Origin of the sequence: Bernardetia aquimarina, assembly GCF_042180575.1 — a bacterium.
Classification (GTDB): domain Bacteria; phylum Bacteroidota; class Bacteroidia; order Cytophagales; family Bernardetiaceae; genus Bernardetia.
In genome coordinates this window covers 2,046,548-2,068,688 of record NZ_CP170094.1, presented here as the reverse complement: position 1 = coordinate 2,068,688, position 22,141 = coordinate 2,046,548, and the positions used below count along the sequence as shown (strand labels likewise).

Genomic DNA, 22,141 nt, shown 5'->3' with positions numbered 1-22,141 from the left:
ATTATCGTAACAATTTTCCTTTATATATAGTAAAATCAATTTTATACTTTTTACTATTGTATTTTTTTAGAATATTTTTTACAGCTTGATGTAAGTCTTCTTTACTCGTGAAATCTTGAGGTCTTAACCACTCTATTTTGATTTTTCTCCATAGTGTTTCTATGGGATTCAAATGTGGACTGTAAGAAGGTAAGTAGAAAATAAGTACTCCTTTCTCTTCCCATTCCTCTATTTTCTCTTCTATTTCTTTAGAAATATGCCAAGGTCCATTATCTAACACTAGAACAGTCGTTTTTTCAATTGTTTCTACAAACTGATCTATACAATCAATGATAACTTTAGAATTAATGTTTTGGGTGCTTACAAAACTGCTTAGTTCTCCACGCAAGTTAAGCAATCCAAATACATTTAAATTACCTCCCTTACTACTTTTAATGCCTACTTGTTCTCCTATTCTACACCAACCATAAGGAACATTGGGTTCTAAATTGAAGGAAGACTCATCACAAAAACGCAAATCTATACAGCCTGCTAAAAATAAAAGAATGAGAAATTCTAAACTACGTTTTTTTTCTTCATATACAACAGGGTCAGGTTTCTTAACAGTTACTTTTCTGAAGCGTTTCCAACACCATTTTTTTTTTAAGCAACCTTTTTAAAGTCTTGACTGACATAGATTTACCCAATTCCTCTTCCAATTGAGAAACAACTACTTTCAAACTTTGAGGACTGGCTTCAACTAGAGATTCTACTTTATTCATTTCTTCTTCATTATCTATACGAAGAATAGGGCGACGACCTTGTCCTTTACTCGTCTCTAATCCTGCTATGCCCTCTTTTTCATACCGATTAAACCAACGAATAACTAATTGGCGAGTAACTTGATAAAAATCCATTATCTCACTAACCTTTTTTCCTTGATGGCTTAAAAGAATGTAATGACAACGAGTACGGAAAGTTGATGATTTACCTTCTTTCCAACCTTGCTCTAAGGAAGATACTTCCTCTATACTCAAACTAATAAAACGTTTTTTTCCTCTCATAAAACAAAGATAAAAAAATATTTAATAATTTTGTCTAACTACTTAATCTCTGTAAATTAAACAACCTATTTAAAGAAAAAGTATTTCTAATTTGATTATCACGTAGGTCTAATATAATTAAATTCACTAAACCACTCAAAGGCAAAATATCTGAAACTTTATTGTTAATTAGGTATAATTCACTCAAGTTCAGCAATTTTTTTAAACCAAAAATATTTATAATTTGATTATTACTTAAATTTAAAGGCTCTTCCGACTTTTTAGCGATTATATGAATTTGACTATCATTCTCAATCTAAAATTTTGAAAGTTTCTAAACCCATACCCACTCCTTTTGAGGGTCTTAATTTTATTATTAATTCCCTCTACTATTCCGTTAGAATATCTATCTTTGAAGAAATTAATAATATCATTTTTCCAAGAATTAAACGTATTTATAAATCTATTTAGAGCCTTATGATTTATTTTTTGAGCTTCTTCTATCCATTGGTCTAGTAGTTTTTTAGCTTCTTGTTTACTCAAATCAGTATTAAATATATTTTGTAATTCCACTTTCATAAAATACACCTGTCTAAGCGTTGAGCTAAACCTAAACGCTTTAAGTAAAACTCGTCTTTCTTTATAAGTAAGGTCTTTCCATGCCTTGTATAAAAGCCATTTTATTTGCTTGAAATGAACGTTTTTATCATCTTTTCGTCGTAATTCTTTACGAATGCTATCTAGCACTTTATTACAATGCTGAAAAAAATGAAAGCGATCTATTACTACATCAGCGTTAGGAAATACTTCTTTTGCTGTATTTGAAAATCCCTCCCACATATCACAAGAAAATACTTCTATACTAGTACAAAAAACTTCGCCTTTGGATAAAAAATAGGCTTTTAAATACTCTTTATTACGGTATTCTAAAATATCCCAAACTTGACCTGTATCTAAATCTACTAAAACAACAGCATATTCCTTTTTTCCTTTTTTGTAAGCAAATTCATCAATACCTAAACGTCGAGGAAAATAATCTAGGTGTTTTTTTATCTCACGTTTACTATAGGTTTTAAAAATACCATCTAAAACATCCCAAAGTATGTTTTCTCGGATAGCTACTTCTTTGAAACTGCTATCTTTCAAACATAAATAAAGATATTTTTCCAAACGATGAGTTTGATTTTTTTGCTTAGAAACAAAACTAAAAACTTCTTGAAAGTAACGAGTACAATCTTGACAATGAAATTGACGAGAAGTTAAGTGTAAATAAACCTCTTTGTCTAAAATATTTCGGTCACGAACAATACGTTCTGAAGTAGAAGTCACTTTATTGCACTTTTTCAAGCAATTAGGACAAATAGAATCGGCTAAATTACTTTCTCCATAAATAGTTAAGCGAAGTGGAGAAGATTCTATTTTCGTTACTGAAAAATCTGAAAAACCTAATAAAATTGCTATTGTGTTAGTATCCATAGAAAGGCTAAATTAAGAAATTATCGCTAAATTGTCGGAAGAACCTATTTAAATAAATTAGATGGACTAAATTACTTAAAGGCGAAATATCTGAAATTCGATTATCATTGAAGTTCAAACAGGTTAGTTTTACTAATTTCTTCAAAGAAGAAATATCTGAAACTTGATTATAAAATAAATTTAATTCAGTCAGATTGATTAATTTCTTCAAAGGCGAAATATCTGAAACTTGATTACTACTTAAATTTAATTCAGTTAGATTGACTAATTCTTTCAAAGGTGAAATATCTGAAACTTGATTACTACTTAAATTTAATTCAGTTAGATTGACTAATTTCTTCAAAGGTGAAATATCTAAAACTTGATTTCCTCCTAAATTTAATTCAGTTAGATTGACTAATTGCTTCAAAGGCGAAATATCTGAAACTTGATTATAATATAAACTTAATTTAGTCAGATTAACTAATTGCTTCAAAGGCGAAATATCTGAAATTTGATTGTGAATTAAATTTAATTCAGTCAGATTGACTAATTCTTTCAAAGGCGAAATATCTGAAAGTTTACAACCTAAAAAGTTTAAGCCTACTACTTCTCTTTTTTCAGATAAGAAATAGGTTTTGCTTTTCATCCAACGAAAAATATCTTCTTTGTTCTTAGTTTCTGTAATCTCAAAACCAAGTTCTTTCTCTAAATCCAGTATTTCTTTAGGTTTCTCCATTTTTATCTAAATCAGTAGTTTGTTATTTTCCTTTCCCTAAAAATACTATTTCTTTTTTATTTTTCTAGTTGTTGCTTTGTTTTTTCATAAAAAGTCAAAAATTGGTTATCTTACTTCTATTTATTTACAATTTCTCCTCACTTCTAAGAATTTTTAACAATTAAAATGCAGCGATTTTAACATTTCGCTCGTTTAAATGTTAAATCAATATCATTAAAACCCTGAAATTACATTATGCATAATATTTTGTTAGCCGAAGACGACCACAATTTAGGTCAAATTTTAAGTGAGTATTTAGAAATCAAAGGATTTGGCGTTACGCTTGCCAGAGATGGAAAAGAAGCATTAGACGCATTTTTTAAAGAAGACAATGTTTTTGACATTTGTATCTTAGACGTAATGATGCCAAATATAGATGGATTTACGGCAGCCAAAGAAATCAGAAAAATAGACAAACATACGCCTATTGTATTCTTGACTGCAAAAGGAATGAAAGAAGACCGTATCGAAGGACTTCAAATTGGAGCAGATGATTATATGACAAAACCATTTTCGATGGAAGAATTACTTCTTCGTGTACAGGCGATTTTGCGTCGTACTATCGTAACAGATAGCTCTCCTGCACTTCGTAAATTCAATATTGGTGAACTTCTTTTTGATTATGATGCTCAACTTCTCAAAACAAACAATGGAGAAGAAACAAAACTCACATCAAAAGAAACAGAGCTTTTACGTATGCTTTGTGAAAACAAAAACCAAACTTTGGAACGCTCAAAAGCCTTGAACGAAATTTGGGGTGATGATAATTACTTCAATGCTCGTAGTATGGACGTTTATGTAACAAAATTGCGTAAGTATCTTCGTGCAGACGAACACCTCAAAATTTTGAATGTTCACGGAACAGGTTTCAAATTGGTAGAACTTGATGAGAGTTCTATTTCATAAGTAGAAATTATGTTATTGGTGGAGACACCAACAACAGCAAGAATATTTTCAACCCTAAGGGTCTTCAGAGATCCTTAGGGTTTTTTGTTTTATTGTGCTTTTTTCATTTTTCTCATTTTTTTAAGAGCTTTTCTGTATCTTTTGTAAGTTCTCCAGCGTTCTCTGCCTCTTGAAATCATATAAATTCCTACTCCAAAAGTGATTAATCCCCCTAGCATTACACCAGCGATTGCATAAATATCTCTAAAATAAAATCCTGAACCAATAGAAAAACCGAGTAGAAAAATAAGTAATAAACCTACTCCAAATATAATCCCTAAAAGTGTCAGCAGACTTCCCCAAATCATCATTCCGAGTCCATTTTTTTTTGGTTTTTCAGGTAGAGGTTCTACTTTTGTTTGAATAGAATCTCTTAAATGAATAGTCTTTTTTTTGATTTCATTTTTTGTCTTATCTTCTTCTTCTACCGAAGATGCTTTTGCTTTTTTTGAATGATAAGTAGTTTTTGTAGCAGGACGAGAAGCCACCAAAACAGCCGAAAATCCAGTAAAAAATAAAGAAATAGAAAAAAACAAAGAGAAAAATAATTTCATAATGAAGAGGAAACGTTTGTCTATAATTTTTTTAAAGCCAGTTTAGCTTTTTGTGTAATACTTTCTTCGTACTGATGTCCTTCAAAACTAATGGCTTTTTCAAAATAGATTTTGGCTAATTTTTTATCTATATTTTGATAAATAAATCCGATTTGAAGAGCCGAATTTGCAGCAAAGTAATGAATTTCATTTTGCTTTTTCAAGGTAGAATATTCTATTACTTCTTTATAAAGTTGAATAGCTTGATTTGTTTGAATTGATTTACCTTTTTTATCCAAAAGTTTGTCAAGTTTATCTACAATTCTCGCTTTTCTGTATTTATATTCTAAAATAGTTTCAAAATATTCTTTCTCCTCCCACATTTGAAGTTCTGAATTACTGATTTGATTTATCGTTTCTAAGGCTTTTTGATAATTTCCTCCATCAGTTAAAATTCTAGCTTTATATAATTCTTTGTTTGGTAAATGATTTGATTTTTTTACGGATTCTATAAATTTCTTTGCATTTTTATCTACTGCCGTTTTCGAAACTTCTTTTGTTAAGACAGAATTGAAATAGGTATTTTTTTGTATATTTTGATTTGTAATTTCATTTGAATTATCAATTAAGTTAAGCCATTCTATCAAAAATAATTTGTAATAACTGTCTTTTATAAAATTTCTATTTTGATTTGATTGATTTGAGTTCGTATTTCTTAGAAAATTAAGATAATGAAATTTTGCTTTTTTTGCTTTTTCGGAATAGAAATAGAGTTCTGCCAAAAGATATTCTTGACTAAAATATTCCGTTTTATTAAAAGTTAGGTTATTATTTTGATAATTTCTAGCATAATTCTGCCAAGCTAAAAGGGCTGTTTTATGAGATTCATTTTTCATCAAAACCAAACTAGAAACAACTAAAACTAATCTTTCAGAAGGATAATTTTTTATTAAGTTTTCAGCAATTTGTTTCGATGTTTTTCCATTCTCTATTAAATCTTCTACCAAGTAAGTTTGAAGTAAAGCCTGCCAAAGAAATGTTTCTTTTTGAAAAAAATGAGTTTGAGAAGTGCTTTTTTGAAGGTTTTTGACTCCACTTTTCAAATCTGCATCCATTCCAATCAAATCTAAAGCCCATTGATACTTTTGAGGAACACTTGCTAAAATAATTTGAAGAAGTGCCAATGTTTTTTTTTGTTCTATAAAATTAGGAAATTCTTTATCATTTTCTAAAAGCAGTTTGTACGCCTGCCTAACTCGCCATGCAGAAGCCCATTTTTCATCGAAACTAAGTTTTATGATTGCATGATGCAGTTTTATTTCAGCTTTTGCCCATTTGTATTCTTTGTAATAGTTATTTTTTTTATCACTAAATTTTTCTAATTCTTCAAGTCTTATTTCTTCATTTTTTTCTAACTTCTTATAGTTTTTTTCGTCTTCTGTCAATAGAATAAAAAGCATATCTCTAAAATCTTCTACTACCAAATGCAAAGGTGTTTTTATTTTAGTATTTTGTGTTTTAGAATTATCATAATCAAATTCTAAATCAAAGATTTTATCGTAGAGTTTTTGAGTTTCTGCTAAAGAAATAAATTCATTTAAACTTGTTGACGGTTCAGACCTCAACGACGGTTGGAAACCAAAACTTTCCACACAAAAAAAAAGAGTGATTAGAAAAATCAAAATTACCCCTATTTTATGTATTGTATTCAAATTAATTTTATTACTTCTTAATTCGTACTTCATGTTTCACACTTTATTTTACTCTTGCATTTTTTTAGCTATTGTAGTTATTAAGTTTCTAGGCAAAAATCGTGTAGATTGTGTCATAAGTGAATTAACTACTCCATGAACAGCCACTGTTTTACCTTTCATCATGGCTTCATAACCATATTCAGCAACTTCTTCTGGTGTTGCCATATTTGATTTTGATTTATCTAAAAATTTTGTATTTTCCATATTTGCAGCATCTATAAAACCTGTTCCTGTAAGCCCTGGACAAAGAGCCGTTACAGTTATTCCATGGTCTTTGAGTTCGCTTGCAATTGCTTCAGAAAATGTAAGTACAAATGCTTTGGTAGCACCATAAACAGCCATATAAGGCACAGGTTGAAAAGAAGCTACCGAAGCAACATTCATAATTTTACCAAATTTTGAACTAACCATATTTTTTGCATACAGATTTGTTAGATGTACAAGAGAAACCATATTGAGTTGCATCATCGAATTGAGTTTTTCCCAATCATTTTCTATGAAACTTCCATATTCTCCAAAACCTGCATTGTTTATAAGATAACTTACCTCAATATCATCTTTTTGAGTTTGCTGATAGAGATTTTCAATTTCCTTAGCATTACTCAAATCTGCTTTGTAAGTCTGGACTTTTATTCCATGTGTTTGTATAAGCTCATCGGCAAGCTGATTGAGTTTATTAATGCTACGAGCCACCAAGACCAAATTGTGTTTTTCTTTTGCCATCACATGAGCGAGTTCAAGACCAATTCCACTAGATGCGCCAGTAATAAGTGCTACTTTCATAAATGTTTTTTGATAAAATAAGATTCTAAATTGAGATAACCTTTAATTATAAGACTTGTTTTGAGTATTTTTTACATAAAATTTTGAGAAAGAGTTGTAAACACAAAAAACAGATTCTATATTGTAGATTGTTTTGAAATCCCCTTAGTATTTTTATTAATTTTAATCCTAATCCATTCAGTTTTGAAATTCCTTTTTTAGTAATTACATATTTGTAATTCAACTGGTAACTGATAACTGTTTACTGATAACTGACATGAATTCTCCTCTTTTTACAAACGATGCTGTTGTTTTAGGTATCTTGATGATTGTTTTGGCTTTTATTTTTGCTACTTCTAACAGTGAAAATAAGTTTTGGCAAAAGTTTTATACCTACTGTCCTGCTCTACTTTTATGTTATTTTATTCCTGCATTATTAAATTATCCATTTCATCTTATTTCTTCAGAGTGGTTTGATGAAAAAGTTTTGGATTTTGCGAGTTCAATGAATATTTCTATTCCAGAAGGTTCTAGTTTTCATGATATAAAAGAAATTTTTTCGAATAATGGAATTGAAAAAAGTGAATATAAAGGATTTATAAAAGAATCTCAGCTTTATTTTGTTGCTTCAAGGTATTTATTGCCTGCGTCGTTGGTTTTGCTTTGTTTGAGTATTGACTTAAAAGGTGTTCTAAATTTAGGATGGCGAGCAATTGTTATGTTTTTGGCTGCTACTTTAGGAATTGTTTTGGGAGGAGGAATTGCCCTTTTTATTGTTTCTACAATTAGTCCAGAAACGGTTGCAGGAACGGGACAAAATGCTATTTGGAGAGGATTATCAACTATTGCAGGAAGTTGGATAGGTGGAGGTGCAAATCAAGCAGCAATGAAAGAAATTTATCAACCAAGTGGAAGTTTGTTTGGTGCAATGATAGTTATTGATGTTGTGGTAGCTAATATTTGGATGGGATTTTTGCTTTATGGGGCAAATATGAGCGATAAGATAGATAAAATACTAAAGGCTGATGCTTCTGCTATTACAGCTTTAAAGAAAAAAATGGAGGATTTTCAAGCCAAACATGCACGTATTCCATCTACAACAGATTTATTTTTGATTTTGGCAATCGGATTTGGTGCAACAGCAGCAGCTCACTTCTTCTCTGATATTGTTACTCCAATTATGGAAAGTCATAAAGAATTACTCACAAGTTTAAAACTGACTTCTTTAATGAGTGGTTTCTTTTGGTTGGTTGTTTTTGCTACTACATTTGGTGTTTTACTTTCCTTTACAAAATTTAGAGAGTTAGAAGGTGCAGGTGCATCAAAAGTAGGAAGTGTTTGTATTTATATTTTGGTAGCAACGATTGGAATGCACATGAATTTGGCTGAAATAGGACAGTATTTAGGCTTATTTTTCTTAGGTATAATTTGGATGATTATTCACGTTAGTATTTTGCTTTTTGTGGCATATCTTATCAAAGCACCTTTCTTTTTTGTGGCTGTGGGAAGTCAAGCGAATATTGGTGGTGCTGCTTCTGCTCCTGTGGTGGCTTCTGCTTTTAGTCCTGCACTTGCTCCTGTGGGTGTTTTACTTGCCGTTCTTGGATATGCGCTTGGTACGTATGGAGCAATTGCTTGTGCTTTATTTATGCAAACTGTGTATTCTGGAGGGTAAATAAATAAAATGAAACATTCTAAACAAGAACTAGAAGAGCTTATAAGCAAAACTAAAACGCTAGGAGTTTATATTTTTGATGAAGAAAATCAACGTTTTACTTCTGATGTTGAAATTGGTTTAGTAATAAGAAAAGTTGAAGAAAACCTTTATAAAGCATCAAGTTATTTTTTTGATGGATATGAGGTTTGGGTAGAAGATGAAATAAATCTTTTTTTCGATGGAAATGAAGAAGAGGCAATGCAAAAATCAATAAAAAGTTGGAACGAATACGAACCAGAGTTTTTTATGAATTATCCTATCATTTACACCAATGTAGTGTGTGAAATTTACTATGAACCAAATTAATACAATGAAACACTTCATTTTTATTCTAAAAACAGTAGGGATTTCTCTACTAATCTCATCTTTATTGGGTTATTTGGTTGGACTAATTTGGAGCATGAATTTAGCATCTCATCCTCATCAAGCATTTATACTTCCAAATTGGCTAATCACTCTTGTTGTAGCTGCCTGTACTTCTTTATTATCTGGGGTAGTTATTGGAAGTGTCCTTTCTGCTTTGAATAAAACTAATCTTATTCATGCTACTTTATATACCGTTGGATTTGTTATTGTGGTTTTAGGTTTTTTTATAGTTCCTTTAATGTAGTATTTGCATAAATACAATGTTACTTAACTCAAAAGTCTAGTACCGTGTAACGTAAATTACTTTATATTTTGTTTTTTCCTCAATGACGGTTCAAACGCACTAAAATATGGTCAAAGGCAAGCCTTTAACCTACAAGCACCGTTATTTTTAATATAAAAAAACATTGCAAAACTTATGTTACGCAGTACTAGGAATAAAAACTTGGAATGAATTAACAAAATACATTCAGAAGTTACCTTACGGAAGAAATGCAAATCACAAAAAAATTGAGTTTGATTTTGACAGAACAAAATGAAATTTGGGTCAAATTATCTAAGAGAAGACTTAACTGAGGAAAAAATAAGTTTATAATCATGAATCATTTATTATTTGTACTAAAAACAGCAGGAACTTCTCTTTTTACTTGTTCTATTTGTGGAATTTTGGGAGGAATTGTCTGGGATATAATAAAACCTCCCCACCCTCATGTTCCAATACCAAATTGGCTCATAACTCTGGTTCTTACTGCTTTTACTTCCTTAGTAATCAGTATCTGTGTAGGTGGCGTATTTTCATTTTTAGGAAAAGCAAGTCTGCCTAAAGCAATTATATATACAAATGTAATTGTAGTTATTATTTTAGTTGCTTTTTTGACTTATGTCATAACTGTATAAAGTTCTTTACTTTTCCCATCTTATTTTGTTTAAATCAAAAGATAACCTAACTTTATTTGTAATTTCTTTAGGAATAACCAACTGAAATCAGCTTACAAGATACATTCAAAATCTACCTTACGGAAGAAATACAAATCGCCATGACTTGAGTTTGGTTTTGAGAGAGCAAAAAGGAACATGTAGCTCAAAACATGCTTTTCTCAAAAAAATAGCTGATTTGAACAAGATAGCAAACATAAAACTCTACATTGGTATTTATAAAATGAACAAATCCAATACGCCCAAGATTGGAAATATTTTATCAGAAAATGAATTTGATTATAAACTAGATTATATTCCAGAAGCACATTGCTATCTCAAAATAAATGGAATAGAGCAGGATTTTACCAATAGTTCATCTGATTTTGAGAAACTACGAAATGATATTTTAGAGGAAATAGAAATTGAATCCCACCAAGTCAATGAGTTTAAAGTCAAGTATCATCAAAATTTTCTAATAAAATGGATAGCAAGAGAAAATAAAATACTTGAAAATGTAGTTAATTTTGATGCTGTTTGGAAAGTAAGAGAAAAATGTATTACCAATCTGACCGAATAAAAGACACTTTTTTAGTGATTTTAATTTCAAAACACAACTTTTTTGTAATTTTTACGTAAAAACATTTGTAGATACAATAATTGTATATACAATTAAAAATCAGGGTTAATTTTAATAATTCATACGATAATGAATAGAAAGGATTTTTTAAAGCGAGCTTTAAAGACAACTCTCGGAACAGGTTTTTTGATTTCAACACCTGTTTTAGGAAATGTTCTTGGCAAAGAAAATCAGAACGAAACAGTAAACTCTGATTCTGATACTATTATAGGATTTAATCATTTACCCAATTCTTCAACACAATCTATTATGGCAAATACAGTTTTTCACAAAGCAAACACACGAGGGATGGCTGACCATGGTTGGCTCAAAAGTGCACACAGTTTTAGTTTTGCATCATATTACAACCCAGACCGTATGAATTTTGGTGTTTTGCGTGTCTTGAATGATGATATTATTGCAGGTGGTAGTGGTTTTGGAACACATCCTCACGACAATATGGAAATTATCAGTATTCCATTACAAGGAGGTCTGCAGCACAAAGACAGTATGGGAAATACGACTATTATAAAAGAAGGAGAAGTACAGGTAATGAGTGCAGGAACAGGTGTAAGACATAGCGAAATGAATAATAGCCGAGATACGACAAAATTTCTTCAAATTTGGGTAATCCCCAACAAACGAAATGTAGAACCTCGTTACGACCAAATTACACTCAGTCCAGCAGATAGAAAAAATAAATTACAACAAATTTTGTCGCCTAATGCAGATGATGCAGGGGTTTGGATTCATCAAAATGCATGGTTTCATTTAGGAAGTCTTGAAACAGGAACAAAAGTAGATTATGACTTAAAAGATGCTTCAAAAAATGGTGTTTATGCTTTTGTTTTGAAAGGTAAAGTTACTGTGAAAAATGGTAACGAAACGCAAGAGCTAGACACAAAAGATGGTTTCGGAGTTTGGAACACCAAAAAAATTGAACTTGAAGCCTCACAAGATGCAGAAGTATTGTTGATGGAAGTTCCTATGGGATAGTCCTTATAATTATCGAACAGTTTGCTTTGAGTGAACTGTTCGGTTTTTATTTAACTGTTTTTTTATTAAAAGTATATTTAAAATAATCTTTTCTTGAAAAAATGTAACTTTTTTTATTTGATTGCGTTATTATGTATGGATAGTCATTTTTTCAAGCTATCTAATTTTTTCAACTTATTAGTAGTCTAATATCATTTTATTGTTTTTATCAATAAAATTATATCTAATCTACCATTTTTTAATCTAATTCTCTTATTATTATGGAACGTACAAAACGTATGCTCATTGTGATGCTGACTTCATTTGGTATCTTTGCTCTTCTTACCTTTCTAACTTTTTCTAGCTACGGACAAACTACTAGTACAGATTATACTGTACAAATACAAAATACAAATTTATCCTCTGAAAAAATTACAGATGATTCTGTTTTGACTCTTTATAAAGTAGAAGATGAATAATCAAATCAGAAAAATACAGGTTTGCTTACTTGAAGAAAAACCTGCTTATATTATTATATAGCAGGTTTTTTATTATTTATAAATCAATAAATAGAGCTTTTTGATTTGTATTTTTATCTAGCCTCCATTCTAGGTTATATACTTTTAAAGGAGCAGCATTTCCACGAGTTGTTTGTCCTGTTTTGAGGTCAAAGCAATAACTATGAAGAGGACAAACTATTTCATTCTGTTCATTTATAAAACCTTTATACAAATCTGCCCCTACATGAGAACATTGATTCTGAACAGCAAAGAAACCTGTTTTTGTATGGGAAAGACAGATTTTTTCATCTTCACCATTGTCATCTGAAACTGTTAAGAGTGTGGATGTTCCTAAGGCTATCTTGTTTGTAGCTTCTTCTAAAGAATTAAATAGTTTTGTCATTATTTGAATAAAATTTTTATGAAAATAGAATTTTTTATCCTTTAATAATAACACCTGTTGCCATAAAAGTAATTTTTATTTCATCTTCTGTAATTTGTTCAATTTCCTCTTTCGTCTTTCCTGCATCTTCTGCATAATGACGTAGTTGAGAAACTGGAATGACTTCCTTTTTTACTTGTCCTTCCATCACAATTTCTTTTCCTTCTGAATCCATAGGAACAAAAAATCCATAATCTTTAAAACGTACCAACATATCTTGAGTGTCAGAAATAGGTACTTTCATCCAACATCCTTTTTTCTGACAACACTCTCCTATTTTTCCAATTACCTTTATTTCTGCAGAATCTTGTTTGGCAAGTATGGTAGGTATTTCATTTACAGCAATCGCATTTTCTAATGTGATTTCTGCACCATATTTTTCTTCTTGTGTAGCATTGTCTTCTGAGTTGGAAGAGGTTGTTTCTATTTGGTCTGTTTCGTTACTTTTTTCTTTTTCAGAAGAGTTAGAATTACAAGCTGATAGATATACAAAAGAGAATACAACTAAAGTGAGTTTGAATATTTTTTTCATAGGATACTTAAAATTTAATTGCCAATAAGAGTATGATTTAATAAAAGAAATTAATCTCAATGAAGTTATTTGAGAATGAATAATAGAATCTTTTTTGTTTCAACAAATTTTTCAAAAGTACAAAATTAGACTTTAATATTTCTTAATTTTCTAGGTTTAGGTCGTTTATAACCCAAAATTATCAGAGCAATAGTATAAAAAGGAAGTATAGGAATACGATAACGCACAAGAGCTCCAAAATTACTACTTACAATACCAATAATTCCACTAAAAAACAAAGTAAATATAAGACAAACTATTATCATTTGCTCAGTTTTTAAGCGTTTGATAATAACTCCCCATTTCTGATTTCTAAATACTTGGATAGTAAGATACAACAAAATTAAGTTTTCTAAGCCAGCTAAAGCCATATTAAAATTTTTTATTTCCCAAATAAAAGGACGAAATAAAGTGATAAAAATACCTTTGGGATATAGTTGGAGCATACTTCCAATAGAGCCATCCATTTGATCAAGACCTATATCATAAGCACTACCTTGCTCACTCATTTGATGAATCCAATCTGCTGTAATAAATGCTCTTTCTGCAACTCTATCCAAATCATATTCTGTTCCTTTAATAAGGGTTGAAAAAGAATAAAATACAATTCCACCACCAATAACCAATAAAAAAGGAGCAAATACTAATTTTAAAAAGCGAGATTGTACTTGTTTTGTGTATTGTGCATAAAACCACCACCCACAAGCAGGCATAAAGCAAAGCAATATATAAAGTTTGATGACATACATGGTATAACAACAAAGTAAAAAAACAAAGATATTTATATATACCTTTCTTCTGCGTATAACTCCAAAGTGAAAAGCTGCAAAGGCAAAAGTTAGGGCAGTAAAAGTAACAGAATCCTTTACTACACCTGATGCCCAGAAAAATATGGAGGGAATAAAAAAAATAGCCCAACCTATTTGTTTCTTCAAAACAGGATACATATCAGCCCAAGCACGATACATTTGCCAACTGCCCCAAAAACTAAAAAGAGCAAAAAATAAACAATTAATAGTATAAGTATGAAAAGAAAGGATAGAAAATATAGAGCCAATCTGACAAACAGCAAAGGAGGCTCTATCTCCATAATAAGGCATTCGATAAGCATAAAGGTATGTGTCAGGATTAGAATATTCATCCATGTTTTGAAAAAGTATCTGAAAATATACACCTATATCATTTAGAAAAGCCTTTCGTGCTATTCCTGAACCATCAAAATAATAGAAAGTATCTCCATAACCATATACAAATTGAAATACTAAACCAAAAAAAATAGCTCCTACTATTTTTACTGTATAACCTGTAATAAAAAATTTTCGCATTTCTTTATCTGTAATGCTAGTACGCAGAAAATATAGAATACTATAAATTACTAGAAGATAAACAGGAGTTAGGAAAAGGTCTTGTAGTGTGATATAAATCTTCATAGCTATTTTTTATTCTATTCAGTTTCATTTTTAACAAAATTCTAACAAATTTACACAAAACTGGGTTAGTCTGTTTTTACATTTATCAAAATCAACTCATTTTAACTATTTAATGAAAGCTAAAATTACTTTCTTATTAGAGTCTATTCGCTTTTTTGTGCAAGATAATGTTAATTTTTTTGGAGGGCTGATATTGGTCATGTATTTTGCAGGGCTTTTAGGACTTTGGTTTGAGCCTACTCGTGTGCTTTTTGAACTTGCAACCCCCTTCAATCTCGTTACAAGTATTATACTTCTTTTTTTGGCACAACGCAAATATTCACTTTCTTTTTGGATTTTTGTGAGTGTTACTTTTTTGGTAGGTTTTTTTATTGAAGTAATAGGTGTAAAAACAGAAGCTATTTTTGGAACATATAATTATGGAAAAACACTCGGTTTTAAGGTCTTGAAAGTTCCTCTTTTGATTGGTGTAAATTGGGTAATGATTACTTTTATAGTCAATTATTTTATTTCTACCTATTTCAATTTTTTTGTTTTTACGACTAAAATAACACTATTTTTTAAGGCTGTTTTGAGTGCTGTTTTGATGGTAATGTTAGATTATTTGATAGAACCTGTTGCCATAAAACATGATTTTTGGAGTTGGCAAGAAAATACAATTCCTCTTCAAAATTATATCGGTTGGTTTTGGGTGGCATTGCCTTTGTGTATGCTTTTTCAGTATTCTAGGTTTGAGAAAATAAATAAATTCGCTTATTTCTTATTACTAGCTCAACTGCTTTTTTTTGGTGGATATAATGTATTAATGTATCTCTTCGAACACTAAATTGTATCACAGACTTCCTAGTCTGTGTAATTCAAATAGTTATTTGATAAACAAAGTGAGAGAGAGTTTTTGCTCCAAATTCTTCTTTCCATTTAAAAAGTCCTTCGTTGATTGAAGTTTCATTTCCTTTATTATTTTCTGTATTGTTTCTCAATTCACTTACTCCCAAACTCAAATATTCAAAATTTCCAGTAGGAGATGTTTGATTGATTTTATCAAAATGAATGACATGATTTTCTATAAGATGATTGATTAAAAAATCTAAAGCATTTATTTCTTTTCCCTTTTTTGTAGTTGCCATATATTGCAAATGAATAGTATTTTGATAGGCAAAAGAAACACTACAAGCAACAGCTTCATTTTTTGAATTTTTTACTAGAGAAAAGAGAATGTTAGTAGGAAATTTATCGTGCAATAATTGAATTTCAGCAGCAGAATGAACAGGCGAAAGATTATGACGAAGTTTTAAATTCTCTTCTATTATTTGCCAAAAATCTGTCGAAAGTTCTGTTTTTTCTATTCTCAAATTATATTGATAGGCTTTTTTGAGGTTTCGCTTTTTTCTTGTGGAATAATTTGGGTGTGTTTTTTTTTGATAATCTACTTCACTTTGTGGCAAAATAATAACTGAATTTGCTTCTACTCTCAAAATTTTACTTTCAATCAAATCATCATTCAAAATCCGATGAATACTCTCATCTTTAATAGAATCTTCTTGAAAATAAGAAGGCAATGGTTTTATAATCAGTGAATCAAAATTATTATTTTTTAGAAAGTCAAGACAAGCAAAAACACATTTTCTCTTATCTAAAAAGCTCAAATTATTTTTAAAAATAAATCCTCCAAAGGTTAAGCCTTTATGAGAATGAAGAGTTTTTTTATATAATCTTGCCGTTGTCGGTGTATCCACCGACGACTTACTTTCCAAACAAGCAGGCAAAACACAAATCAATTCATTCTTTTTATCATAAATCAGTAAAGAAAAACCTTCAAAACGCTCTTTATGGTAGAATAAATAATCGGTTTCGAAAAAAAAATGTCCTTCTGAATTAGTTTTTATAAATGAATCCCACTCAGTCGTATTTTTTGTAAAGTCAAATTTTTTGATAGAATACATTTTATAGTTTTTAAATTTAATTTCAACAATAACCATTCTGAAAAGTTAAGTTAAGAAGAAAATCAAAATGAAACCCACTTTTTAAACTCCATTTTTAGATATGAAAAAATACGACGCAATTATTATCGGTACAGGTCAAGCAGGTGTTCCACTCGCTGCAAAATTTGATGCAGAAGGAAAAAAAGTAGCCATTATAGAAAAAAATAAAATTGGTGGAACGTGCGTAAATGACGGTTGTACGCCTACAAAATCATACATAGCTGCTGCAAGAAGAGCTTTTGTAGCCAAAAATAGTGAAGAGTTTGGAGTCAAAACAAGTGAAGTGAAAATAAGCCTAAAGAAAATTAAAGAACGAAAAGATAAGATTGTTTTAGATTCTCACAGCAATATTCAAGGACTTTTTGATAAACTAGAAAATCTTGATTTTTATGAAGGAGAAGGTTCTTTTTTAGATGAAAATACGATTGAAATAAAATCTAAAGATGGAAAAACCCAGCAACTAGAAGGAAAACAGATTTTCATTAATGTAGGTGCAAAGCCAATCATTCCAAAAGAATATCAAAAATTAGATTACTTGACCAATACTAGCATTTTAGAATTAGAAGAAACTCCAAAACATTTAATTGTAATTGGTGCTGGTTATATTGGATTAGAATTTGGTCAAATGTTCGCTCGTTTTGGAAGTAAAGTAACTATTTTAGAGCATAATGAACGTTTTTTGAAAAAAGAAGATAAAGATGTAGCTGATGAGATAAAAAAAGTATTGGAAAAAGAATCGATAACAATTCATACAAATACTCAAAATATACAAATAACTCAAGAAAAAGGAAAAACTAAAATTACGTTTGAAAAAGACGGAAAAAAACAGCGTGTAGAAGGTTCTCATATTTTGGTTTCGGTAGGAAGAAAGCCAAATACCAAAAATCTGAATTTAGAAAAAGCAGAAGTAAAAATAGATAAAAAAGGCTATATCAAAGTCAATCAACATTTTCAAACCAACAAAAAACATATTTTTGCTTTAGGAGATTGTAATGGCGAAGGTGCATTTACACATACAGCTTATAATGATTTTGAAATTGTAAGTGATTTTCTTTTTCGAGAGAAAAAACGAAAATTATCAGACAGAATTCAATGTTATTCTATGTTTATTGACCCACCACTTTCAAGAGTTGGAATAAATGAAGAACAAGCAAAAGAAAAAATGAGAGAAGACAAATCATTGAAAATTGTACAGGCTTTTCGTAAAATGAAAAAAGTAGCTCGTGCCACTGAAAAAGGCGAAACCGATGGAATGATGAAGATTTTGATAGACAAAAAAACTGAAAAAATTCTAGGTGCAACGTTCTTTGGAATTTCGGCAGACGAAACAATTCATGCAATTATTGACATGATGTATGCTCAAAAATCCTACAAAATGATTCGTGATGCCGTTCATATTCATCCAACGGTTAGTGAGCTTATTCCTACAATGCTAGGAGATTTGAGAGAATTTTAGGAGATTTATTTTTTCCCTTTTTTCCAACCATGATTTCTGTGTCTTCCTTGTCCATACTTGGATTCTTTAGGTGTGAAAAGACGTATAAAAAAATTACCTCTTTTTCCCTTATACGGAGAACCTTCATGATAATGCGACATTCTTACTTTACAGCCTTCATCTTTACATTTTTTTGGTTTTTTCTTCTTTTTCCCTGCTTCTTGTTCGCTGGCTTGGTCGGAAGGTTTATTGCCTCTACAGGAGGTTAGCGTTCCACTAAAAAGAAATACGGAAAATATAATTAATAAAAAAGAAATATGTTTTTTAAGAAAATAAGAAAGAGATTTAGATTGGATTTTCATAGAGTTTTATTGTATTTTCTAAACCTATAAGGTTTTCAAAAACCTTATAGGTTTAAGTAATTTTTTTTATAAATTATAACTCAAAAATCATACAAGCAAACTAAAAAATACAATTTATTGACAATTTTTGACAAAAAACAAACCTTAGCTTATGCTTTAGGTCATCCTAAATAAAACTAAGGTTTGTTTTGTGAATATGAATAAAATATTATTTTTTTATTCTGCAAGCCATGCTTCTGCTTTTTCTTTGTTACTAAATAAACGCATTTGAAAGTCTCCTTCCAATTTTTTGCTATTATCTTCCATAAATTCAGCAGATAATTGATCAAATAGATCGTCTGAAATAATATGAGCAAATTTTCTCACTCCTATTTCTATTGCTTTGGGCATCCATTCATTTGCAATCCACTCGTTTGCATCATCCCAAGCCCCTGTAATTTTCCTGTTATCATTCAAGATCAAAGATGTGTTATTCTTTTTTAGTTGTTCTAACATTATCATAGCTCCATCTTGTATTTGATTTACTGTTATTCCATCAGCTATCCAAGTTGTTTGAATAATATTTTTATCACTCAAATGTTCAATTTGAAAAAAAACATTCTGAAATTCATCTTTTAATTCTTGTTTCATTTTATAGTAAAAGGTATAAGAGGTTATAGAGAATTATTTATCTTCTTTGTTCTTGACAAAAATCATACAAGCAAACTAAAAAAGATAATTTATTGACAATTTTTGACAAAAAACAAACCTTAGTGTGTTTTGTACGTTATCCTAAATAAAAATCTTTACTCGCCGTTGTTTGTGTCCTACAAACAACATCAACTTTCCAAAAAATGAAAAACGAAAATACCCTTTTAATAATCGATGCTCAATATGATTTCTGTAATCCTGCTGGTGCTTTGTATGTACAAAATGCAGAAAATGACATCAAACGACTTTCTGATTTTATCACAAAAAATGCAAAGCAATTAGACCATATTTGTGTAACACTTGATAATCATCCAGTAAATGATATTTCGCATCCTTCTTTTTGGAAAGATAAAAACGGAAAAGAACCTAATCCTTTTACTCAAATTACGCTAAAAGAACTAGAAGACGGAAAATGGATTCCTAATTTTTACCTAAAAGAAACCAAAGAATATTTAAAGAACTTGGAAGCACAAGGCGAGTTTCCTCACTTTATTTGGACACACCATTGTTTGATTGGCTCAAAAGGAGCTGCTCTTGATGAAACACTTTCAAAAGCCTTAGAAAATTGGATAAAAATCAATAAAGAAAATAATCAGTACAAACAATATCAAGCCGTAACGAAAGGAACATATCCACTTACCGAACATTTTGGTATTTTTCAAGCTCAAATTCCTGTCAAAGACCGACCAGAAACGCAGCTCAATCAATCACTTTTGGATTCTTTAAATGAGTATAAAAATCTATATTTAGCAGGACAAGCAAAGTCGCATTGTGTCGCTACAAGTTTGAAACAGATTATGGATTATGCACCAGAATTAGCCAAAAAAGTAATCGTTTTAGAAGATTGTATGTCTGATATTCCAAATATGGGGCATTTGGGAGAGCCTATTTATCGAAGAGCAAAAGAAATAGGAATTCGTTTTGTAAAAAGTAGTGAAATTGAATTATAAATTACAAATGCTAAATTATTAAAATTCTAAACCTTCTTTATTTTAGCTAATAAAGAAGGTTTTTTTGTTATTTCATTTTCCATTCTTGTCTTGTAGTATCATTTATCAAAATAAAAGGGATACTTCCAACAAAAAGAAATACAGCAGTGAAACCTAGAAATACAGAAGCAGAATAATCTGAAGATTTTAGAAGGAAAATAAGGTAAAAACTACAAGCCATTAGAATAAGTCCACAGAAAAACGATACTAAAATACTGCCCAGTCGTGCATGAAACCAAAGTAAAAGACAAGATAAAGAAGAGATAAGAGTACCAACATAAAAAGGTAAAGTCTTAGCAAAGAGAGCAAGTACAAAAAGAACAATAGAAATAAACATAAGAATAATGGCAAATGTGCGATGAATACGCCAAAAATAAGAACAGCTAGAAACTTCTTGGCTTTTGATGAAAAGAGTATCTAAACTTGATTGTTCTTTAATTATATTCTCTTTTTGATATAAATGAGGAGAAAACGATAAAAAAAACAATAACAGAGATGGAAGAGATACTAAAATTACTGGTAAAATTGCACCTTGCCAACTCCAAGGATAAATAGGAGGCTCTTTCAAGTAGAATATACATTGAACGATAAATCTTATTGCAAAAATAAGAGGCATTAAAAAAGCAATAACATAGCTTAAATATTTTGCTTTATGTTTATTTATGAAAAACTGTATTAGATATACTAAACTAATTCCTACTACTAAAATCAAAAGTATTATAAAAAAACTATTTTCAAAATTAATTGAATTCGTATTTATGTTTGTCATCAAAATTAGACCTAAAAAAGCTAGACCAAAAGCAATATGTAAACCCATTACACCAAATGATAAAGTCTTATTTTTCATAGCATTTTTTCAAAAATTGAGTTGTAAAGTATCTTGAATTCAGAAAAGTAGTTTATTTCATCTTCCATTCTTTTCTCACTTCTTTATTTAGCAAAATAAATGGAATACTTCCCATAAAGCTTATAAAAAATAGACCCAAAACTATAATTGTGAAGGTATTATATAGTTGTTTGACTTCTTCTAAATCTTTTGTTAAGATTATAACAGAAAATCCTAATATCATCATTAATATACTAAAAATACTTGTTACAAAACTTCCCAATTTAGCTTGATACCATAACAAAATACTTAATCCAAAAAAGAGTATAAAAGTGATATATGTTGGAGTAGTTGGTTGATAAAATGCCATTATACCAGAAAGTAAACAAACAAAGCCTAAAGAAATAGAAAAAATTCGATGCATTCGCCAAAAATATGAGCTATTCTGATTCTCTTCTGAAGTATCGTTTTCTAAAAAATCGCTATCCAAAGAGTTATTCACAACAGTATCTTCTTGTTTATTGGAATATAAAATAGGCGAAAAAGTTATTAAAATGATTAATAAAGCAAAATATAAGTGACCCAAAGATGCTTGTATTAATGATTCAATTTTATTGTAATACAGACTTTCTCCTTCAATAAAAAAGTACACATTGGAAGCTAAAAGCAAAATTATTAAACCACTAAATACGTAGTTAGCATATTGGGTAGGCTTAACATTAATTAAAGACTGCACAAAAACAGATATAGATGATAATGAAATAAGAATTACAAGCACAAAGCGTTGTATGCCTTGATTTCCAAAATTAAAAAAATCGGAAACAGAATTAAAGAAAGATTCAAAACCTGCTGAAAAATCTAGTAGGCTAAGAAAATTCAAAAAAATAAGTCCAATACCTAGGTGTAGAAACCCTACGCTCCATTGAGCTATTCTATTATTCATAAATCTTCTTATTAAATTTCTAATTATAAAACCAACTACGAACCTAAACAAAAATTCGTATGTTTGAAAATCTTAGTACCTTTGAGTTATATAAGCTAAAATTTATTTTACGCTTTCTCTGCCGTTGTTG

The 22,141-nt window shown here is 29.9% G+C and carries 25 protein-coding genes and 1 pseudogene; 11 read left to right on the top strand and 15 right to left on the bottom strand.

Annotation, left to right across the window (positions count from 1 at the left end; translation table 11 throughout):
* Position 1 precedes the first annotated feature (1 nt).
* From ACE193_RS08715 to ACE193_RS08700, 4 genes and pseudogenes are all read right to left on the bottom strand, one after another.
* Positions 2 to 568 (bottom strand): annotated as a pseudogene (locus ACE193_RS08715) (IS630 family transposase); the annotation flags it as partial.
* Between the two features lie 31 nt (positions 569 to 599).
* Entirely contained in the window at positions 600 to 1,043 is a 444-nt protein-coding gene (locus tag ACE193_RS08710; protein WP_375558679.1) for a helix-turn-helix domain-containing protein, read from the bottom strand.
* A gap of 267 nt (positions 1,044 to 1,310) precedes the next feature.
* On the bottom strand, positions 1,311 to 2,498 hold the full coding sequence (locus ACE193_RS08705) for an ISL3 family transposase (RefSeq protein WP_375558606.1): 1,188 nt from the start codon (positions 2,496 to 2,498) through the stop codon (positions 1,311 to 1,313).
* Between the two features lie 7 nt (positions 2,499 to 2,505).
* Complete coding sequence (locus ACE193_RS08700) at positions 2,506 to 3,216, bottom strand: leucine-rich repeat domain-containing protein (RefSeq protein ID WP_375562610.1); 711 nt, start codon at positions 3,214 to 3,216, stop codon at positions 2,506 to 2,508.
* A gap of 234 nt (positions 3,217 to 3,450) precedes the next feature.
* Between ACE193_RS08700 and ACE193_RS08695 the strand changes: the two genes are divergently transcribed.
* Positions 3,451 to 4,161, top strand: a complete 711-nt coding sequence (locus ACE193_RS08695) for a response regulator transcription factor (protein ID WP_375562609.1) — start codon at positions 3,451 to 3,453, stop codon at positions 4,159 to 4,161.
* Positions 4,162 to 4,250: 89 nt separating this feature from the next.
* Here ACE193_RS08695 and ACE193_RS08690 read toward each other — a convergent pair whose 3' ends face one another.
* The 3 genes from ACE193_RS08690 to ACE193_RS08680 are packed head-to-tail and all read right to left on the bottom strand — an operon-like array spanning position 4,251 to position 7,270.
* Entirely contained in the window at positions 4,251 to 4,754 is a 504-nt protein-coding gene (locus ACE193_RS08690; RefSeq protein ID WP_375562608.1) for a hypothetical protein, read from the bottom strand.
* 20 nt (positions 4,755 to 4,774) lie between these two features.
* Positions 4,775 to 6,478 (bottom strand): hypothetical protein, encoded by a 1,704-nt coding sequence (locus ACE193_RS08685; protein ID WP_375562607.1) that lies wholly within the window; start codon positions 6,476 to 6,478, stop codon positions 4,775 to 4,777.
* Between the two features lie 15 nt (positions 6,479 to 6,493).
* The gene (locus ACE193_RS08680; protein WP_375562606.1) at positions 6,494 to 7,270 is read right to left on the bottom strand and encodes an SDR family NAD(P)-dependent oxidoreductase; all 777 of its coding nucleotides are present in this window, start codon (positions 7,268 to 7,270) and stop codon (positions 6,494 to 6,496) included.
* Between the two features lie 256 nt (positions 7,271 to 7,526).
* Between ACE193_RS08680 and ACE193_RS08675 the strand changes: the two genes are divergently transcribed.
* From ACE193_RS08675 to ACE193_RS08645, 7 genes are all read left to right on the top strand, one after another.
* Positions 7,527 to 8,924 carry a DUF819 domain-containing protein gene (locus tag ACE193_RS08675; RefSeq protein ID WP_375562605.1) on the top strand — a complete coding sequence of 466 codons (1,398 nt, stop codon included), beginning with the start codon at positions 7,527 to 7,529 and terminating at the stop codon, positions 8,922 to 8,924.
* Between the two features lie 9 nt (positions 8,925 to 8,933).
* Positions 8,934 to 9,272, top strand: a complete 339-nt coding sequence (locus ACE193_RS08670; protein WP_375562604.1) for a hypothetical protein — start codon at positions 8,934 to 8,936, stop codon at positions 9,270 to 9,272.
* Positions 9,273 to 9,276: 4 nt separating this feature from the next.
* Positions 9,277 to 9,576, top strand: a complete 300-nt coding sequence (locus ACE193_RS08665; RefSeq protein WP_375562603.1) for a hypothetical protein — start codon at positions 9,277 to 9,279, stop codon at positions 9,574 to 9,576.
* A gap of 353 nt (positions 9,577 to 9,929) precedes the next feature.
* On the top strand, positions 9,930 to 10,229 hold the full coding sequence (locus ACE193_RS08660) for a hypothetical protein (RefSeq protein WP_375562602.1): 300 nt from the start codon (positions 9,930 to 9,932) through the stop codon (positions 10,227 to 10,229).
* A 157-nt stretch (positions 10,230 to 10,386) separates the two neighbouring features.
* The gene (locus ACE193_RS08655) at positions 10,387 to 10,827 is read left to right on the top strand and encodes a hypothetical protein (protein WP_375562601.1); all 441 of its coding nucleotides are present in this window, start codon (positions 10,387 to 10,389) and stop codon (positions 10,825 to 10,827) included.
* A gap of 129 nt (positions 10,828 to 10,956) precedes the next feature.
* Positions 10,957 to 11,862: a pirin family protein gene (locus ACE193_RS08650; RefSeq protein ID WP_375562600.1), complete on the top strand. Its 906-nt coding sequence runs from the start codon at positions 10,957 to 10,959 to the stop codon at positions 11,860 to 11,862.
* Positions 11,863 to 12,122: 260 nt separating this feature from the next.
* Entirely contained in the window at positions 12,123 to 12,320 is a 198-nt protein-coding gene (locus tag ACE193_RS08645; RefSeq protein ID WP_375562599.1) for a hypothetical protein, read from the top strand.
* Positions 12,321 to 12,396: 76 nt separating this feature from the next.
* Here the strand turns inward: ACE193_RS08645 and ACE193_RS08640 are convergent, their stop codons facing one another.
* The 3 genes from ACE193_RS08640 to ACE193_RS08630 all read right to left on the bottom strand — a co-directional run bounded on the left by ACE193_RS08640 (position 12,397) and on the right by ACE193_RS08630 (position 14,784).
* Positions 12,397 to 12,744, bottom strand: coding sequence for a Rieske (2Fe-2S) protein (locus ACE193_RS08640; RefSeq protein WP_375562598.1), 348 nt, complete (start codon positions 12,742 to 12,744; stop codon positions 12,397 to 12,399).
* A 34-nt stretch (positions 12,745 to 12,778) separates the two neighbouring features.
* Positions 12,779 to 13,315: a DUF4920 domain-containing protein gene (locus tag ACE193_RS08635; protein ID WP_375562597.1), complete on the bottom strand. Its 537-nt coding sequence runs from the start codon at positions 13,313 to 13,315 to the stop codon at positions 12,779 to 12,781.
* 125 nt (positions 13,316 to 13,440) lie between these two features.
* The gene (locus ACE193_RS08630) at positions 13,441 to 14,784 is read right to left on the bottom strand and encodes a hypothetical protein (protein ID WP_375562596.1); all 1,344 of its coding nucleotides are present in this window, start codon (positions 14,782 to 14,784) and stop codon (positions 13,441 to 13,443) included.
* Between the two features lie 112 nt (positions 14,785 to 14,896).
* Between ACE193_RS08630 and ACE193_RS08625 the strand changes: the two genes are divergently transcribed.
* Positions 14,897 to 15,610: a carotenoid biosynthesis protein gene (locus ACE193_RS08625; RefSeq protein WP_375562595.1), complete on the top strand. Its 714-nt coding sequence runs from the start codon at positions 14,897 to 14,899 to the stop codon at positions 15,608 to 15,610.
* Positions 15,611 to 15,641: 31 nt separating this feature from the next.
* On the opposite strand, the gene ACE193_RS08620 is transcribed toward ACE193_RS08625, so the two are convergent.
* Positions 15,642 to 16,727 carry a hypothetical protein gene (locus tag ACE193_RS08620; protein ID WP_375562594.1) on the bottom strand — a complete coding sequence of 362 codons (1,086 nt, stop codon included), beginning with the start codon at positions 16,725 to 16,727 and terminating at the stop codon, positions 15,642 to 15,644.
* 100 nt (positions 16,728 to 16,827) lie between these two features.
* On the opposite strand from ACE193_RS08620, the gene ACE193_RS08615 reads away from it, so the two are divergent.
* Entirely contained in the window at positions 16,828 to 18,222 is a 1,395-nt protein-coding gene (locus ACE193_RS08615; RefSeq protein ID WP_375562593.1) for a mercuric reductase, read from the top strand.
* Between the two features lie 5 nt (positions 18,223 to 18,227).
* Here the strand turns inward: ACE193_RS08615 and ACE193_RS08610 are convergent, their stop codons facing one another.
* Both ACE193_RS08610 and ACE193_RS08605 read right to left on the bottom strand, forming a co-directional pair.
* Positions 18,228 to 18,563 carry a hypothetical protein gene (locus ACE193_RS08610; RefSeq protein ID WP_375562592.1) on the bottom strand — a complete coding sequence of 112 codons (336 nt, stop codon included), beginning with the start codon at positions 18,561 to 18,563 and terminating at the stop codon, positions 18,228 to 18,230.
* A 216-nt stretch (positions 18,564 to 18,779) separates the two neighbouring features.
* A complete protein-coding gene (locus ACE193_RS08605; RefSeq protein ID WP_375562591.1) occupies positions 18,780 to 19,193 on the bottom strand; it encodes a hypothetical protein in 414 nt (137 codons plus the stop codon).
* Positions 19,194 to 19,396: 203 nt separating this feature from the next.
* Here ACE193_RS08605 and ACE193_RS08600 point away from each other — a divergent pair, with 203 nt between their 5' ends.
* Complete coding sequence (locus tag ACE193_RS08600) at positions 19,397 to 20,203, top strand: nicotinamidase (RefSeq protein WP_375562590.1); 807 nt, start codon at positions 19,397 to 19,399, stop codon at positions 20,201 to 20,203.
* Between the two features lie 67 nt (positions 20,204 to 20,270).
* On the opposite strand, the gene ACE193_RS08595 is transcribed toward ACE193_RS08600, so the two are convergent.
* Together ACE193_RS08595 and ACE193_RS08590 are read right to left on the bottom strand one after the other, a co-directional pair.
* Positions 20,271 to 21,089, bottom strand: a complete 819-nt coding sequence (locus ACE193_RS08595) for a hypothetical protein (RefSeq protein ID WP_375562589.1) — start codon at positions 21,087 to 21,089, stop codon at positions 20,271 to 20,273.
* A gap of 52 nt (positions 21,090 to 21,141) precedes the next feature.
* Complete coding sequence (locus ACE193_RS08590; RefSeq protein WP_375562588.1) at positions 21,142 to 22,011, bottom strand: hypothetical protein; 870 nt, start codon at positions 22,009 to 22,011, stop codon at positions 21,142 to 21,144.
* Positions 22,012 to 22,141: the final 130 nt, after the last annotated feature.